This window comes from Listeria ivanovii subsp. ivanovii, assembly GCF_900187025.1.
In the GTDB taxonomy this organism is placed as follows: Bacteria; Bacillota; Bacilli; order Lactobacillales; family Listeriaceae; genus Listeria; species Listeria ivanovii.
This window is the reverse complement of the sequence record NZ_LT906478.1, coordinates 2,181,007-2,197,117: the sequence shown is the minus strand read 5'-3', so window position 1 is coordinate 2,197,117 and position 16,111 is coordinate 2,181,007. Positions and strand designations below refer to the sequence as shown.

Genomic DNA, 16,111 nt, shown 5'->3' with positions numbered 1-16,111 from the left:
TCAATTGAATAACAAGGAGGTGAGAATGATTAAAACTAGAAAAAAACAAATAGTCTTATTGATGTTAGTCACTTTTTTATTGGTATCTCCATTTGTCGTTTTTGCGGATAACAATAATGAAGTTTCAAAAGAAATAGAAAATACCAATTTACCACCAGTCGCTGATGAGAGTGAAGGCGAGGGTGATCAAGCATTTTCGGTCAGTGAAGAAGTGAGCGTGCCAGAGAGCCAATCGGCAGAAATTGTAACTAAGGAAAGTCCAACTACAGAGCGCCCGACTACGGAGAGAAAAACTTCAAATAGTCAAACTAATGTGGAAGCTGAAATAGAGCCAGAATCAAAGTCAATAGTAGAACCACATCAAGTGAAAGCTGAGAGGAATGTTGTTGTTTTTGAGAGCTCAGAGTTGGAGCAAAGAGTGAGAAGAACTTTGAAACTAAAGACTGACGATCCTATCACGCAAGAAAAAATGGCAGACTTAATTTATTTAACAATCATTTCTAGTGATATGGATTCTTTAAAGGGACTAGAGTATGCTATCAATCTCCAAACACTTGATATAGGTGGGACAGATACAATTACAGATCTCTCACCTATAAGTAATTTAAAAAGCCTAACTTTTTTTAAAATGGCAAATAGTAAAATTTCAAATTTAGAATCATTGAAGAATCTAGTAAACCTTAAATATCTCCGACTAGGAAGTACCGAGTTGGAGGATATTAGTCCTCTGTCCAATTTAGTAAATTTAACAAATTTGTTTTTATCTTGTGAAGGAGGCGGAACATTACGAAATAATAAATTAAATGATCTTACGCCAATTGCCAATCTGACAAAATTAAAGTCCTTAATAATAGGTGATGCTCCAAATATTACTAGTATTCAACCACTGGCTGGCCTATCAAGTCTTGAGAATTTATATTTATTAAATAATAAACAGATTACTAATTTTTCTTCGTTAGCAGCATTGCCTAATCTAAAATCATTATCATTATCCAAAAACGCTAACCTAACAGATATTTCTTCCATCGCTGGCTTAAAGAATAAATTAACTAAGTTCCAAGCATCACAATGTAAAATTTCAAATATTGATGTTCTTGCAGATTTTACAAAGCTAACGACCCTAGAATTGTCTGTGAATCCAATTGTAGATATTAGTCCACTGAAGAATTTAACGAATTTAACTTTTCTTTCTATGACTAGTAATAATATTATGGATGTAAGCCCTTTAAAGTCAGTTTTTGGTGTTAATGGTAATAAGATTTCAGTAACAACGCAAAAGTTGAAACAATCTGTTACTGCGAAAAAAGATAAAACTATTACTGTGAAAAACTTATGGGTTGATGAGACTGGTAAGCCTATCATTCCAACGAAAATTTCTGACAAAGGCGTCTATAATGCGGAAACAAATGAAATTACCTGGTACCAATGGAATCTAACTAACAAAAAACCAACATATTCTTACTCCTTTGCTGAACAAAGTAGTGAATACTCTGGAGGGATTACAGTAGATATTACCTGGCTACCAGCTGATTATGATGATGATAAGCTAATTGATGATGAAGATCCAGATGATAATAACAATGGAATTCTTGATCCAGATGATGAAGAGAAAATTAGCTATGGTCCACTACGGATGGAGTATATTTCAAATTTAGATTTTGAGGAAATTGGTATAAGTGGCAACACAAAAGAATCCATTGCCTCATACGATCAAATTAATGAATCCGGTACAAAAAAAGAAGTGAAAAATTTTATTCGCATTGCCGATCAAAGAGGTACATACACTGCTGGAAATACGAAAGGATGGACCTTAACCGCAAAAAGAAGTTCTTTTAGTAATCAAGAAAACTCACTTAAAGGGGAAACACTAACCTTTAAAAATCCAGAAGCAATAACAAAACAAGGAAGTAGTTCTACGGGAATCAATCTTGTTGGGAGTATGGAGATGCCGATTGATTCTGAGATAATTGTCGCGCAATCTTCCCGAACATTAAAAGATGGGACATGGGATATTACATTTGATGAAGTAGCTTTAAACGTGCCAGGATCTTCTAGAAAAGTAAAAGGAGAATATCAAGCTTCTATCGAGTGGATATTAGCAGATACACCAACAAATCTATAATATTTTAAGGAGGTGAGAAAATACAAGTTTGTATAGATAAGGAGAAAAAACTATGAATAAAATAATGTTTTTATGCGTAGTAGGAGTATTTTTCACAGTATGCTTTTCTTCAACTGTTCAAGCAGCATCAGTGAAAAGCGATGCTAGAATCGTCTTTTTTGGGGATGATGACAAGCAGAATTTGGTACCAAAAGATACAATAATTCCTTCTGGTGTAAAAGCGGAAAATGCTCCAGAACGAATTGCAGTTTTACCAAAAACAGGTGATAGCAACAGTTGTTACATATTTTTGGGAATATTTTTAATCGTATTAAGTGGTTTTAATTTAACTGAAAAAAGGAGAATGGTAATATGAATATTAAAAAAATTGGAATGACAGGTTTTGCATTTGTAAGTATTGCGACAATTATGCTGGCAACAGATTTAGAGGTGAAAGCAGCAAGTGTGACAGGAGATTCAAAAGCGGATATAACTTTTAAATTAGGCCAGAATGATCCGATAGATCCACTAGATCCAATCAATCCAGATCCAGATGAGCCAATTACACCAGATCCAGATGATGAAGATGGTTTTCCAGTAACTGGACCTTTAAGCATTGATTATGTTTCGAATATTCACTTTGGTGATGCGAAAATTAGTGGTTCTGCAGCAGTTTATAATGCGAAAATGGATAATGTAAACTTTAGTGGTACAAAAAAAGATGTACCAAACTTTGTACAAGTAAGTGATAACCGTGGTTCAAACGAAGGCTGGAGATTAACAGTTAAACAAAATGGTCAATTTAAAGCAGATAATGTAGAGAAAACAGAATTAACTGGAGCAGAGTTGTCATTAAAAGAACTTCAAGCTACTTCTCTATCTGGAAATCAAGCTCCAACGCTAGTGGCTAATACGGTATTAAATCCTAATGGTGGCGTTTCGGTTGTTGCGACTGCAGCTAAAGATAAAGGTATGGGTACATGGAGCTTATCATATGGTGACGGAACAGGCACATACGATAGCATCCAACTTGCAGTACCATCTTCAACTAAAAAGTTAGAAAAAGCCTATAAAACTACCCTTACATGGGAGTTAGCTGAAGTACCAGCATAATAAGATAAAGCTAACTGAGTCAGACTGCTCTATTTGCAGTTGACTCAGTTATATTTTTAAAAGGAGAATATAATGCGAACTATCATAACTAGAGTACTGCTTAGCTGTGTGTTATTCATTTTTCTATTTCCAGGCAATGTATTTGCTTCTGAAATGAATTTTTCGGTAGACGCTGTGATTCCTGATAATCAAATCAACAAAGAAAAAAGTTATTTTGATTTACGAATGAAACCTAAACAAAAACAAACATTGCACTTGAAATTTTCTAATTTGTCGGATAAGGATGTGACAGTAGAAACAACTATCAATCCTGCGATAACCAATGTTAATGGTGTAGTAGAATATAGTGAAAACTCACCAAAATTGGATAAAACACTTACATATAATATTCAAAGGTTAACCAAGCTAGCACCAGAAGTTAAACTTAAAGCTAAAGAAACAATGACCGTCCCGTTTGAAGTGACAATGCCAGAAGAATCATGGGATGGAATTCTTCTTGGTGGCATTTATATGAAACAAAAAGAATCGGAATTAAAAGAAAAAAAAGATACACAGATTGAAAATAAATATTCTTATGTCATTGGGTTACAACTTTCAGAAACAGAGAAAGTAATTAAACCAGAGATGGAATTATTAGATGTATTTCCCGGTCAATCCAATTATCGAAATGTGGTATACAGTAAACTACAAAATAAAACAGCGATTATTATTCGCGATTTAAAAGTAGATGGAAAAGTGTACAAAAAGAATAGTGATAAAGTATTGCACGAAACTAAAAAAAAAAATATGGCAATGGCACCTAATTCTAATTTTGATTACGCGATTAATTGGGGAAATAAAGAACTTAAGCCAGGAACTTATCGTTTAGAAATGACAGCAGATTCTGGGGAAAACCACTGGGAATGGAAAAAAGAATTTGTTATTACAGGAGAAACAGCGGCTAAATTGAATGAACAAGCAGTAAATCTTGAAAAAGATTCTACTTGGATATATGTGTTAATAGGTTCCATTGTTTTAGTCACTTTATTAGTTTTCGTATTTTTATTAGGACGACAAACGAAGACCAAAAAACAAAATAAAGAGTAGAAAAAGTGTGGTAAGGCATTTGCAGATGCTTTATCACACTTTTTTATCTATTCCACGAAACCTCTTCTACTTTATAATGAAAAGTAACGCTTAAAAAATCTTCATCACAATAAATCTTTCCGCTAAAAGATAAGTTGTGATGAATAAGCATTTTTATGTAAGGGTTATCATTTACTATTAAGTTAAGGGAGGGGAAAGTAGATGGAACAGAATTGTAAGGAATTAATTACTTATCTGCTCTTGAATCGACAAGTGAATCTAAAAAATGTGTCCCAAAATTTCAAAGTATCAAAAGAAGCAATTAGCACACAGATTACACAAATAAACCATCTACTAAAGTCAGAACCAATTTTGATTGACCATGACATGATTTTTGTTACCGACGCCTGTAGGGAAGCTTGCTACCGGTTGTTAACTGCTGAAGAACAACAGTTATTTTCTTTTTATGAAGTTAATATCCGCCGCAAACTTATTATGATTAAATTATTGCTTCATAATCATTATATGTCTCTAGGAGCACTGGCAGAGTATGTTTATGTAAGTAAAAATACGATGTTAACTGATGTAAGGAGTATCAAAGAAAATTTACATGAGTTTGAAATCCAATTAGATTATTCGCGAAAAGATGGTTATGCGGTTACCGGTTCAGAATTTTTGATTCGTAATTTACTTGCGGAACTAATTCGCGAAGTCATCCAGACACCATACGGAAAGTTTGTACTGGATGAAAAAAAGCTAATTACTGTAAATGAAGTATTTTTACTGAGAAAACGATTGGAAAAAGTAGAAAGCAAGCTTCAAATTACTTTTACAGATGAGCAAATGGAAGAACTACCTTACATTCTCCACGGAATCATCAAACGCTCCAAAGTTACGATAAAGAAATGGACTTTTAAAATTGAGATGTATGACATTAAAAATACCCGTGAATTCCCGATTATGAAAGAAATGTTCTGGGGTTATGACTTCTTAAGCGAAAATGATTTGCTTTACTTATCTTTGCAAGTACTTGCATCTAATCTAGTCGAGTCGGCGCTTCATTTCTCAGACAGTGAAGAAATTGCCTATGCGGTAGACGAATTTATTCGCTTGCTTGAAATGTACTTTGCTATTGAAATTGTTAAAAAAAATGAGTTTAAAGAAAAAGTGATTTTACATGTCCGGCCAGCAATTTATCGAACAATCCTAGGTTTCCAAATTAACAATCCACTAAAAAAGCAATTTATTAAAGAATACACCCCAACATTTAATATTGTAGCAAAGGCATCGAAACCGTTCGAAAAGCTGGTCGGACATATTTGGTCAGAGGAAGAAATTGTCTACCTATCGATGATTGTGCTTGGCTGGATGTATCAAATTGAAGAAACTAAGCAACCCATTTTCCGGGCAGTAGTACTTTGTAAAAGCGGCACTTCGATTTCCAAATTATTACTTGAAAACTTAAAAATGATGTTTCCAAATATCGATTTTCAAGGAGCTTATGCGGTCAGGCAGTTAAATACAGTTGCTAGAGATATCGATTTTATTTTTACTACCGTTCCTGTTCAAAGTAACGCAACGATTTTTGTGATTCCATCCATCCTAAGTAAAGACAGCCGCCAAATCTTAAGAGAACAAGTCGATAAAGCGATTGAAATGGACAGCCATAAAAAAACAAAAGAACTTCTTGCGATGCTAAAAGACGAAATTCCCGAAGAAAATATTCGCTTAGTTCAAGCTAAAGTAGAATCATTTTTCAGTAAAAAGGAATTACCAACCGAGAAAGAAGAACCAGAAAAACTGCAAATGGGTGCAGAACAAATTCACTTTTTAGAGAGCAATTCTAAGTGGGAGAATTTAGTTCAAGCTGCATTCGCACCAATGCTAGAAAGAGAAACGGTGGATTCCTGTTACATCAACACATGTGAAGAAATATTCTATCAAAATTATGAGCAAATGATGATTGGTCCGAATATTTATTTGCCACATGCTAAACCTATCAATGGTGCAAAAAAACAAGATATTCAACTAATGATACTTAAAACAGCTACAAAAACCCCTAATAATCAGATTGTCAAAATGGTGATTGCACTTGCGCCATCCGAACAAAACAAACATATTCCATTATTACTAAAATTAAATGAAGTTTTTTTACAACCAGCTAAATTAGCAGAAATTTTAGCTTCTACTAACAAAAATAAAATTGTTGAAATCCTTGAAAGGGGGTGAGCGGTACGTGGATTACCATGATTTGTTTCAAAAAGAATTAACCCTGATAAATTCTACTTACCAAAATCAGGCAGAACTTTTTGAATGCACTAGCAAGATTTTAGAAAAAGAACAGTATGTAGAAGCAACTTTTAAAGAAGCCGTAACAAGTCGAGAAATTGTTTTTCCTACTGGGCTAGAGATGAATGGAATTAAAATGGCTATTCCTCATACAGATACGATTTATGTCAAACGTCCTTTTGTACTGGTAAATAAGCTTTCTACGCCAATTCCATTTATCCAAATGGGATCAAGTGAGAAGTGGATTAATGTGGAAATCATTTTCATGCTTGGAATCAAACAACCGAAAGACCAAGTTCCACTGCTTTCAAGTATCATGGAGAAATTTATGGAAGCCGCGTTTGTGGAACAACTGAAAGAAATCAATGAGAGCGCCTCATTATGTGCGTTTCTAAAAAAACAATTTGGAGAGTGATTAGAGTGAAAAAAGTTATCGTAGCATGTGGTTCCGGAGTAGCAACAAGTCAAACCGTCGCATCAAAAGTAGAACGGATTCTAAAAGAAAAAGGAGTTCGTGCAACTGTGGAAGCTGTTGATATTAAGTCACTCGATCAGCACGTTCGAACAAGTGATGTCTATGTCGCAATTACTAAAGCCAATAAAGAATATGATATTCCAACACTGAATGGTATCGCCTTTTTAACAGGTATGGGAATGGAAGAAGAAACAGAAAAACTAATAAACGCCTTAAAATAAACAAGCTAGAAAAGGGAGCGTGGAAAAATGGAGTCATTACAATCAGTCATACAATTTATTTTGAATCTTGGAGCGGCTGTTTTTGTTCCAGCATTAATGATTATTATTGGACTCATTGTACGGATGAAGGTGAAAGATGCGGTAAGTGCAGGGATTATTCTGGGGGTTGCTTTCCTTGGAATGAACATTGTTATCGGCTTTATGATTGAAGCTTTAACTCCTGCAGCACAAGGTCTTGCGGAAAGAACCGGAATTAATTTAAGTATTTTAGATGGTGGTTGGACGTCAATGGCGACACTTGCTTGGGCATGGCCATTCGCATTCTTAATGTTCCCGTTGCAGCTGGGGATTAATGCTATCATGCTCATTATTAATAAGACGAAAACCTTGAATGTCGATTTATGGAATGTTTGGGGAAAAATTTTGACAGCTGTATTAATTATTGGTGTCACACATAACGTTTACCTAGCCTTTATTGTTGCAGGAATTCAAATTGTGACAGAATTAATCCTTTGCGATGCGAATCAACGTCAAATTCAAGTGTTGAACGGGATTCCAGGTGTTACTGTTTCACACGGAATGATGATTTTCTGTATTTTCTTAATGCCGATTGATTGGCTACTTAAGAAAATTCCAGCACTTCGCAAAGACATGGATGCGAATGCGTTAAAAGATAAAATTGGGATTTTTGCAGAAAACCACGTGATGGGCTTTATTATCGGTGGACTTCTAGGTATTGCTGCTGGTTATGATGTGGCTAAAACGCTGATGCTAGCAATGCAGGCAGCTGCGGCACTTACACTTTTCCCAATGGTAGCGAAATTATTTATGCAAGCTTTGTCCCCCCTTTCAGATGGTATTTCCGAATTTATGAAACGTAAATTTAAAAACCGTGAGCTTTTTATCGGTTTAGATTGGCCGATTTTAGCAGGATGTAGTGAGGTTTGGGTTGCCGTTGTCGTGATGGTTCCAGTAACACTTATCTTTGCACTTATCTTGCCAGGAAATGGGGTACTTCCATTCGCCGGAATCCTGAATATTTTCTTATGTGCACCAGCTTTAATTGTGACAGGTGGGAATTTAATGCGGATGATTATTCTAGGTGTCGTTACTACACCAATTTTCTTATATGTATCGACTTTCTTTGCTGGAACAATTACCGATTTGGCGCATTCAACTGGAGCGATTTCACTGAAAGCAGGGCAAGAAATTACTTGGAGCACTCTTGAGTATCCAATCTTCCGTTATATTTTTGCAGAAGCAAGTCAGTTTACGATTCTCGGTTTTATTTTTGCCGCAATTTGGGTACTATTACTAGTATTTTATGTGAAAATGATGAAAAAACGAACAATTGAACTAGAAAAAGCGAGCTCTTAAAAAGTAGGAGTGATGAGATGATTTACACAATAACATTAAATCCAGCGATAGATCGATTACTTTTCATTCATGGTGAGTTAGAAAAAAGGAAGACGAATCGGGTTATAAAAACCGCTTTTGATTGTGGGGGAAAGGGGCTACATGTTTCAGGAGTGTTAGCAAAATTCGGCATTAAAAATGAAGCACTAGGAATTGCGGGATCAGACAATCTTGACCAACTATATGCAATTCTTAAAGAAAAGCATATTACCCATGATTTTCTTGTAGAAGCTGGAACTTCAACAAGGGAATGCTTCGTCGTCCTAAGTAATGACACAAACGGCAGTACCATGATACCGGAAGCAGGCTTTTCTGTAAGTCAGAAAAATAAAACCGAGCTTTTAAAACAAATCGCTAAAAAAGTTAAAAAAGAGGATATGGTGGTGATTGCTGGATCTCCGCCTCCTCATTATACATTATCTGATTTTAAAGAACTACTCAGAACCGTCAAAGCTACTGGCGCCTTTTTAGCATGTGATAACTCTGGAGATTATTTAAAATTAGCAGTCGAAATGGGCGTTGACTTTATTAAACCAAATGAAGATGAAGTTGTCGCTATTTTAGATGAAAAGATGAATTCACTTGAAGAAAATATTCGCCAACTCGCAGAAAAAATTCCGTATTTAGTCGTTTCACTTGGTGGAAAAGGCTCGATATGCGCTTATAATGGCAAACTTTATCAAGTTATCGCACCAATTGTGAAAGAACGAAACGATACTGGAGCAGGGGATGTTTTTGTAGGTGCATTTATTGCCGGGCTTGCGATGAATATGCCTATTATGGAAACGTTAAAAGTAGCGACTGGTTGTTCAGCTAGTAAAGTAATGCAACATGACAGTTCGAGTTTTGATTTAGAAGTAGCTGGACAATTAAAAAATCAAGTAAGTATTATACAATTAGAGGAGAGATAATATGTTATACCAAAAAGAACGTGAAGATTTAGCGAAAATAGTGAAGACCATGTTTGACCGCTTTGAAACGAATGCAGCGGGTGGAAATGTTAGTGTTAGAATGAACCGAGAGCACATTATAATGACGCCAACACTAATGAGCCAAGCAAAATTGTGTGACCTTTCTCCCTACGAAATTCTTGTTGTAGACAATAATAATGAAGTAGTAGAGGGCGACGGGAAAATTACGCGGGAAATTAATTTACATCGTGCTTGTTATGTAGAAAATCCCGATATTGGTTGTGTTCTTCATGCGCATCCCAAAGAGTCCATGTTATTTGCAACACTAGGTATGGAACTCCCGAATTTAACAGAAGCAACTCAAAAAATAGGACGGATTCCAACACTTACTTTTGCCCCTGCAACTAGCCCAGAATTGGCAGAAATCGTTCGAAAACATGTCATTGAATTAGCAGATAAGGCAGTGCCAAGTGCGAGCTTACTTAATAAACACGGTATTGTTGTATTAGAGTCCACATTGCATAAAGCCTACGATATGTTAGAACGGATTGAATATAATGCGTATATTGCTGAAAAAGCGATGGTGTTTGATGCATTAAATATAAAAAAATTAGTACATGACGGAGAATTAAATTATAATTTGGAGGAGTAACAAATGGAAAAATTCCTTTTTAATGCAACCTTATTTATAAGTGCTTTATTATTAATCACGGGTATATTTCGAAGTTCTATCGCTATTACCGCAATAGCCCTTGTGTTAGCGGTTGTCTCGCAACATTTCTTTCGTAAAAAGCACCCTAGAAAAACAAGGAGTTACCGAGAAATAATTGCCAATAAGCAGAAATAAGGATAATAAAAAAGGGACGTAACACTGAATAATAGCGTTACATCCCTTTTTTAGTTTACAATTGTGACCGTTGTGATTTCTTCGGTCTTACATAAAGTCCTAATTTTTCTCGCTCTCTAGTAAGTGATACAAAAAGCGAAACAATCATTAAGATAATAACAATTGAAAACGGAAATGCAGCAATAATCGAGGCATTTTGCAAGGCAGTTAAACCACCAGCATAAAGTAAAACACTGGCAATTCCCGCTTGTAAGAGTCCCCATGTTACTTTAACCGAGTTGGGTGGATTCAGTGAACCGCCAGTTGTTTGCATACCGAGCACAAACGTGGCAGAATCCGCAGAAGTAATAAAGAATACCGCAATCAAAATCATCGCGACAATTGATAGAATCATCCCGCCTGGAAGTTCGTTAAAGACGCCAAACAGTACTTGCTCCGTTGCGAGTTTGGAAAGACCACTGTTTGCATGTTGCTCAACAAAAATAGCAGAACCTCCAAAAACAGCAAACCAGAATATACTGACTAGGGAAGGGAGTACAATTACACCAAGTAAAAATTGGCGGATGCTCCGACCACGAGAAATTCTGGCGATAAAAATACCAACAAACGGAGACCAAGATAGCCACCAAGCCCAGTAGAAAATCGTCCAAGAGTCAATCCAAGCTCGAGCGTTTGGAGCATCAGGAGCAGTTTGGAAACTCATTTGAATAATATTTTGTAAGTAATCACCAAATGAATTGGTAAAGTTATTCATAATGAAAAGTGTTGGTCCAAGAATAAGCGTTAAGATAAGTAAGACACCAGCAACATAAACATTTACATTACTTAAGAGTTGAATTCCTTTATCCAATCCAGACATTGCAGAAAGTAAGAATAAAATAGTGACAACCACGATAATCGTAAGCTGGACACTAAAATTATTAGGTACGCCGAACAAATACGTTAGTCCACCATTAATTTGTTGAGCTCCTAGTCCAAGTGTTGTTGCGACTCCAATAACCGTTGCAAAAACAGCAACTATATCAATGATTTGACCGATTGGACCTTTGGCATGTTTTCCTAAAATTGGATATAGTGTAGCACTTATCAGACCAGGGGCATTTTTTCTGAATTTAAAGTAAGCTAGTGCAAGTGCAACAATGGCATAAATTGCCCACGCCGAAATACCCCAGTGAAAGAATGAATAGCGCAAAGCATCTTTCATCGCAGCTTGTGTACCGACTTCACCACCAGGCGCTTGAACTGCATAATGAGATAATGGCTCTGCAGCACCCCAAAAGACTAATCCAATTCCCATACCAGCGCTAAATAACATCGCAAACCAAGAAAGATTACTATATTCTGGTTTTTCACCAGGTTTTCCAAGCCGAATGGAACCAATCGGGCTTAAAACTAAAAATAAGCAGAAAATAATAATAACCGCCACAACGATTAAATAATACCAACCAAAATTACTTGTTAAAAATTGTTGAACGTTAGTTGTTAGCGTTTCAAATTTATCCGGTAAAAAAGCTCCAAATAAAACAGCTAATAAAACTAACAAACTAGCTCCCCAAAATACCGTTGTTAATTTTTTCATTGCATCACTCCTTTTTATTTCTCTGTATGTATTTCCCCATGTTAGCTAAAAGGTAACATTCTATTATAGTACCAAATAAATAGCTACTTTGACAAATGGATTTCAACAGTTGGAGCTTGGTGCATACAATAGGTAAAGTTATAAAAAACTGGAACGCATATAAGGAGATGCATTCCAGTTTTTACAAAATTTTTCGCGCATTGGCTAGTGCGATATGAACCTGATCAAATCCAGTCCCACCATAAGAATTTCTTTTTTGAACGGCAGTTTTGGAGGCAAGCACATGATAGATGTCGTCTTTAATTAGCGGATTAATTTCTTGATAATATGAAAGTGGCACATCTTGCAAATAAATGCCATTTTGTGTACATTCGAGAACTAATTTCCCAACGATTTCATGAGCTTCTCTAAAAGGAACCCCTTTTTTCGCCAAGTAATCAGCTAATTCTGTTGCATTAGAAAAATCTTTTTGGGTGGATTCTTCCATAACGACTGTATTAATTTTCATTGTTTCAATCATTCCTGCAAAAATCTCTAGACTTATTTTTACGGTTTCCAGTGTATCAAACATGCCTTCTTTATCTTCTTGTAAGTCTTTATTATAAGCAAGCGGAAGTCCTTTGAGAACCGTCAGCATACCGAAAAGATTACCATAAACTCGCCCTGTTTTTCCGCGAATCAACTCTGCCATATCAGGGTTTTTCTTTTGAGGCATAATCGAGCTACCGGTCGAAAAAGCATCTGTCAACTCAACAAACTGAAATTCGTGACTCGTCCAAAGTATTAACTCTTCGCAAAAACGCGATAAATGCATCATTAAAAGGGAACTATTACTAAGAAACTCAATAATAAAATCACGGTCACTGACGCCGTCTAAACTATTTTCATATACTTTGGAGAATCCTAGTAATTCGGCACTATACATCCGGTCAATCGGAAAAGTTGTTCCTGCAAGTGCTGCAGAACCAAGTGGTGAGACATCAATCCGTTTGACACTTTCTTCTAGTCGCTCTAAATCTCTCGTGAACATGCCGAAGTAAGCAAGTAGGTGATGCGCAAATGAAATCGGCTGGGCATGCTGCAAGTGAGTATAACCGGGCATAATCGTTTCAACATGTCGTTCCGCTTTTTCGATAAGAACAATGCGCAAATGTTTTAAAGAAGTAATTATTTCTGTCACTCCTTGCTTTAAATATAAATGCATATCAGTCGCTACTTGATCATTACGGCTACGAGCAGTATGAAGTTTTCCAGCAACAGGACCAATTTCATCGTGCAACAGTTTTTCGATATTTAGATGAATATCTTCATTTGTCGTACTGAATTCAAGTTCTCCTTGTGACAACTTCACTTGAAGATTTTTTAAACCAGCTGTAATTTCATCTGCTTCTGTACTGGAAATAATTTCGCATTTTGAAAGCATTGCGACATGTGCCAAACTACCGATTAAATCTTCCTGCGCCATTTTTTGATCAAAAGAAATGGATGCACCGAACTCATCTATCCAAGTCTCGCTTTTCCCTTGAAAACGTCCGCCCCATAATTTTTCCATTTTTTACACCTCAGTTGTGATAGTTGTTTTAGAATTTACTTCTGCGCTCACTTTTGTTGGTAGCCCCCATAGTTTAATGAAGCCAACTGCTGCATCTTGGTCAAAGGTATCGGATGAGGTATACGTAGCTAAGTTTTCATCATAAAGGGAGTTTGGTGATTTTCTGCCTTCAACAATAGCGTGTCCTTTAAATAGTTTGATACGAATGGTGCCGTTCACAAATTTTTGGGTAGATTTCAAGAATGCCACTAGCGCTTCTGTTAAAGGAGAGAACCATAGGCCATTGTAAATAGTTTCGCTAATTTTTTGTTCAATGATTGGCTTAAAGTGGGCGATTTCACGAACAAAAGTTAAGTCTTCTAATTCTTTATGTGCCGCGATTAAAGTCACTGCAGCGGGACATTCATATACTTCACGTGATTTAATACCTACTAGACGGTTTTCAATATGGTCAATTCTACCAACGCCATGTTTACCAGCGATTTCATTTAATTTCAAAATAAGGTTAGCTAAACTCATGTTTTCTCCATTTAAAGAAATTGGAATACCAGCATCAAAAGTGATTTCGATAATATCTGCTGTATCTGGCGCGTCTTCTAAACTAACAGTTAAGTCGTAAGCAGCTTCCGGCGGTGTTGTCCACGGATTTTCTAGGACGCCACATTCATTACTTCTACCCCAAAGATTTTGGTCAATGGAAAAAGGATTATCTAAATCAATTGGAACGGGAATATTGTGTTCCTGTGCATAATTGATTTCTTCTTCTCTCGACCATTTCCAATCGCGAACAGGAGAAACAACTTTTAAATCCGGCGCAAGGGCATGAATCGCTACTTCAAACCGAACTTGGTCATTTCCTTTACCAGTACAACCGTGAGCGATGGCAGACGCGCCTTCTTTCCGAGCTACTTCTACTAGTTTCTTAGCAATAAGAGGACGGCTTAGTGCGGAAATCAACGGGTATTTTCCTTCATAGTAGGCATGAGCTTGAAGGGCAATTAAAGCGAAATCTTCCGCAAACTCTTCCTTTGCATCAATCGTATAAGACTGGCTCGCTCCAACGGTAATGGCTTTTTCTTTAATAAAGTCTAAATTTTTCCCTTCGCCAACATCTAAACAGCATGCGATTACCTCATATCCAGCTTCTACTAACCATTGAATGGCAACAGAAGTATCTAATCCACCTGAGTAAGCTAATACAATCTTTTCTTTTGTCATTGTAAACACCCTCCGTTTATAAATATACAAACATTTGTATTTATATTAACACTGATGTTCTTGTATATCAACCTTTTTATTTTATGTTATTCATAAAAATGATTAAAAATACATTGGGAGTAAAAAATTTTTGATTAAAATAGCAATAAATTGGTTCCTGCTACTAAAACTGCTATACTTGTTAATGAAGTTATATTGAAGGAGTTGAGCAAGTGTGAAAAATACAATAAAATGGATTGCTATTGGTTTTGCTGGGATTATTCTACTTCCATTGTTAGTCGTTTTCTTTATTTATAAAAAAGCGGTTGGAAGAAAAGAGTATAATCCAGAAGTACTTGAAAATTTAGATGAAGCATCACAAGAATTTGTGAAAAACACTTCCCCATTATCTGACGTAGATTCGCGATATAAATATATGAGACTTGCAACAAAAGCCTTACCATCTGCTAAAGATATCGAAATTGGCGATGTGGAAAATAAAAAAATTGATGGTCCTGGTGGAAAAATCCCGATTCGGATATACACACCAAAAGAAGATGGCCCATTCGAAATCATCGTTTATTATCACGGCGGTGGATTTGTATTAGGCGGACTGCAAACGCATGATGCGGTTGCTCGGAAATTAGTACAAACAACAGGCGCTCGTGTAGTAACGGTGGATTATCGCCTTGCTCCAGAAAATCCATTCCCAGCAGCAGTGGAAGATGCATATGCTGCACTACTGTGGGTTCAAAGTCATCGCACCAGCTTAAGAGCTAAATCTTCAGACATTATTGTCGCAGGAGATAGCGTAGGCGGAAACTTAGCGGCTGTAGTTACACAAATCGCTAAAGCAAAAGGTACACCAAGTATCACTGCACAGATCCTACTATATCCATCAACAGATATTTTCAGTCGTGACGCATCTGTACTTTATCCGTCAATGGATGAATTTGCAGAAGGCTATGTACTAACAAAAGAGTCCTTAGATAAGTTCTTTAAACTATATATGGCAAATGCCACTGATCGTAAATATGATCCACTTGTTGCACCGATTCGTAGCAAAGATTTAGCTGGCCTTCCAAAAACATTCTTAGCAACAGCAGAATTTGATCCACTAAGAGATCAAGGGGAAGCATACGCTGAAAAATTAAAAAATGCTGGCGTAGAAGTATTCATAAAACGTTTTGAAAAAGTACCACATGGTTATATGACAACAAACTCCGAAGCAACAGACGAAACATACGAATTAATCAGCGAGTTTTTAGAAGAAAAATAAATAGAAAAATCCACTCTTTCATCCGGAGTGGATTTTTTGAATGATTCTGCAAATGTATAGTGAATT

15 protein-coding genes are annotated in these 16,111 nt (G+C 36.2%); 12 read left to right on the top strand and 3 right to left on the bottom strand.

The window, feature by feature from the left end:
- The first annotated feature begins 25 nt into the window (after positions 1-25).
- The 11 genes from CKV67_RS10845 (at position 26) to CKV67_RS10795 (ending at position 10,438) form a co-directional block, all read left to right on the top strand.
- Positions 26-2,122 (top strand): leucine-rich repeat domain-containing protein, encoded by a 2,097-nt coding sequence (locus CKV67_RS10845; protein ID WP_025280040.1) that lies wholly within the window; start codon positions 26-28, stop codon positions 2,120-2,122.
- A gap of 52 nt (positions 2,123-2,174) precedes the next feature.
- On the top strand, positions 2,175-2,477 hold the full coding sequence (locus CKV67_RS10840) for an EF2685/EF0750 family sortase-dependent surface protein (RefSeq protein ID WP_014093432.1): 303 nt from the start codon (positions 2,175-2,177) through the stop codon (positions 2,475-2,477).
- Positions 2,474-3,214, top strand: a complete 741-nt coding sequence (locus CKV67_RS10835) for a WxL domain-containing protein (protein WP_014093431.1) — start codon at positions 2,474-2,476, stop codon at positions 3,212-3,214. Before CKV67_RS10840 ends, CKV67_RS10835 begins: the two co-directional genes overlap by 4 nt.
- Positions 3,215-3,286: 72 nt before the next feature.
- A complete protein-coding gene (locus tag CKV67_RS10830) occupies positions 3,287-4,300 on the top strand; it encodes a WxLIP family cell surface protein (protein ID WP_025280039.1) in 1,014 nt (337 codons plus the stop codon).
- A 201-nt stretch (positions 4,301-4,501) separates the two neighbouring features.
- Positions 4,502-6,508, top strand: coding sequence for a BglG family transcription antiterminator (locus CKV67_RS10825; RefSeq protein WP_014093429.1), 2,007 nt, complete (start codon positions 4,502-4,504; stop codon positions 6,506-6,508).
- A gap of 7 nt (positions 6,509-6,515) precedes the next feature.
- The gene (locus CKV67_RS10820; RefSeq protein ID WP_014093428.1) at positions 6,516-6,983 is read left to right on the top strand and encodes a PTS sugar transporter subunit IIA; all 468 of its coding nucleotides are present in this window, start codon (positions 6,516-6,518) and stop codon (positions 6,981-6,983) included.
- A 5-nt stretch (positions 6,984-6,988) separates the two neighbouring features.
- Positions 6,989-7,264 (top strand): PTS sugar transporter subunit IIB, encoded by a 276-nt coding sequence (locus tag CKV67_RS10815; RefSeq protein WP_003753268.1) that lies wholly within the window; start codon positions 6,989-6,991, stop codon positions 7,262-7,264.
- A gap of 27 nt (positions 7,265-7,291) precedes the next feature.
- The gene (locus CKV67_RS10810; RefSeq protein ID WP_025280038.1) at positions 7,292-8,641 is read left to right on the top strand and encodes a PTS galactitol transporter subunit IIC; all 1,350 of its coding nucleotides are present in this window, start codon (positions 7,292-7,294) and stop codon (positions 8,639-8,641) included.
- A gap of 17 nt (positions 8,642-8,658) precedes the next feature.
- Entirely contained in the window at positions 8,659-9,591 is a 933-nt protein-coding gene (locus tag CKV67_RS10805) for a 1-phosphofructokinase (RefSeq protein ID WP_014093426.1), read from the top strand.
- A 1-nt stretch (position 9,592) separates the two neighbouring features.
- Entirely contained in the window at positions 9,593-10,243 is a 651-nt protein-coding gene (locus CKV67_RS10800; RefSeq protein WP_014093425.1) for a class II aldolase/adducin family protein, read from the top strand.
- A gap of 3 nt (positions 10,244-10,246) precedes the next feature.
- Positions 10,247-10,438 (top strand): hypothetical protein, encoded by a 192-nt coding sequence (locus tag CKV67_RS10795; protein WP_014093424.1) that lies wholly within the window; start codon positions 10,247-10,249, stop codon positions 10,436-10,438.
- A 55-nt stretch (positions 10,439-10,493) separates the two neighbouring features.
- Here the strand turns inward: CKV67_RS10795 and CKV67_RS10790 are convergent, their stop codons facing one another.
- The 3 genes from CKV67_RS10790 to CKV67_RS10780 all read right to left on the bottom strand — a co-directional run bounded on the left by CKV67_RS10790 (position 10,494) and on the right by CKV67_RS10780 (position 14,787).
- Positions 10,494-12,017, bottom strand: coding sequence for a glycine betaine uptake BCCT transporter (locus tag CKV67_RS10790; protein WP_014093423.1), 1,524 nt, complete (start codon positions 12,015-12,017; stop codon positions 10,494-10,496).
- 181 nt (positions 12,018-12,198) lie between these two features.
- Entirely contained in the window at positions 12,199-13,569 is a 1,371-nt protein-coding gene (argH, locus tag CKV67_RS10785) for an argininosuccinate lyase (RefSeq protein WP_014093422.1), read from the bottom strand.
- Positions 13,570-13,572: 3 nt separating this feature from the next.
- Entirely contained in the window at positions 13,573-14,787 is a 1,215-nt protein-coding gene (locus tag CKV67_RS10780; protein WP_014093421.1) for an argininosuccinate synthase, read from the bottom strand.
- A gap of 214 nt (positions 14,788-15,001) precedes the next feature.
- Between CKV67_RS10780 and CKV67_RS10775 the strand changes: the two genes are divergently transcribed.
- On the top strand, positions 15,002-16,045 hold the full coding sequence (locus CKV67_RS10775) for an alpha/beta hydrolase (protein WP_014093420.1): 1,044 nt from the start codon (positions 15,002-15,004) through the stop codon (positions 16,043-16,045).
- The last annotated feature ends 66 nt before the right edge of the window (positions 16,046-16,111 follow it).

Bases quoted from the DNA above. Each gene is read 5' to 3' on its own strand.
- CKV67_RS10790 (WP_014093423.1), bottom strand. From the start codon at position 12,017: ATGAAAAAATTAACAACGGTATTTTGGGGAGCTAGTTTGTTAGTTTTA.
- CKV67_RS10835 (WP_014093431.1), top strand. From the start codon at position 2,474: ATGAATATTAAAAAAATTGGAATGACAGGTTTTGCATTTGTAAGTATT.
- CKV67_RS10825 (WP_014093429.1), top strand. From the start codon at position 4,502: ATGGAACAGAATTGTAAGGAATTAATTACTTATCTGCTCTTGAATCGA.
- argH (WP_014093422.1), bottom strand. From the start codon at position 13,569: ATGGAAAAATTATGGGGCGGACGTTTTCAAGGGAAAAGCGAGACTTGG.
- CKV67_RS10800 (WP_014093425.1), top strand. From the start codon at position 9,593: ATGTTATACCAAAAAGAACGTGAAGATTTAGCGAAAATAGTGAAGACC.
- CKV67_RS10840 (WP_014093432.1), top strand. From the start codon at position 2,175: ATGAATAAAATAATGTTTTTATGCGTAGTAGGAGTATTTTTCACAGTA.
- CKV67_RS10810 (WP_025280038.1), top strand. From the start codon at position 7,292: ATGGAGTCATTACAATCAGTCATACAATTTATTTTGAATCTTGGAGCG.
- CKV67_RS10845 (WP_025280040.1), top strand. From the start codon at position 26: ATGATTAAAACTAGAAAAAAACAAATAGTCTTATTGATGTTAGTCACT.
- CKV67_RS10780 (WP_014093421.1), bottom strand. From the start codon at position 14,787: ATGACAAAAGAAAAGATTGTATTAGCTTACTCAGGTGGATTAGATACT.
- CKV67_RS10830 (WP_025280039.1), top strand. From the start codon at position 3,287: ATGCGAACTATCATAACTAGAGTACTGCTTAGCTGTGTGTTATTCATT.
- CKV67_RS10795 (WP_014093424.1), top strand. From the start codon at position 10,247: ATGGAAAAATTCCTTTTTAATGCAACCTTATTTATAAGTGCTTTATTA.
- CKV67_RS10805 (WP_014093426.1), top strand. From the start codon at position 8,659: ATGATTTACACAATAACATTAAATCCAGCGATAGATCGATTACTTTTC.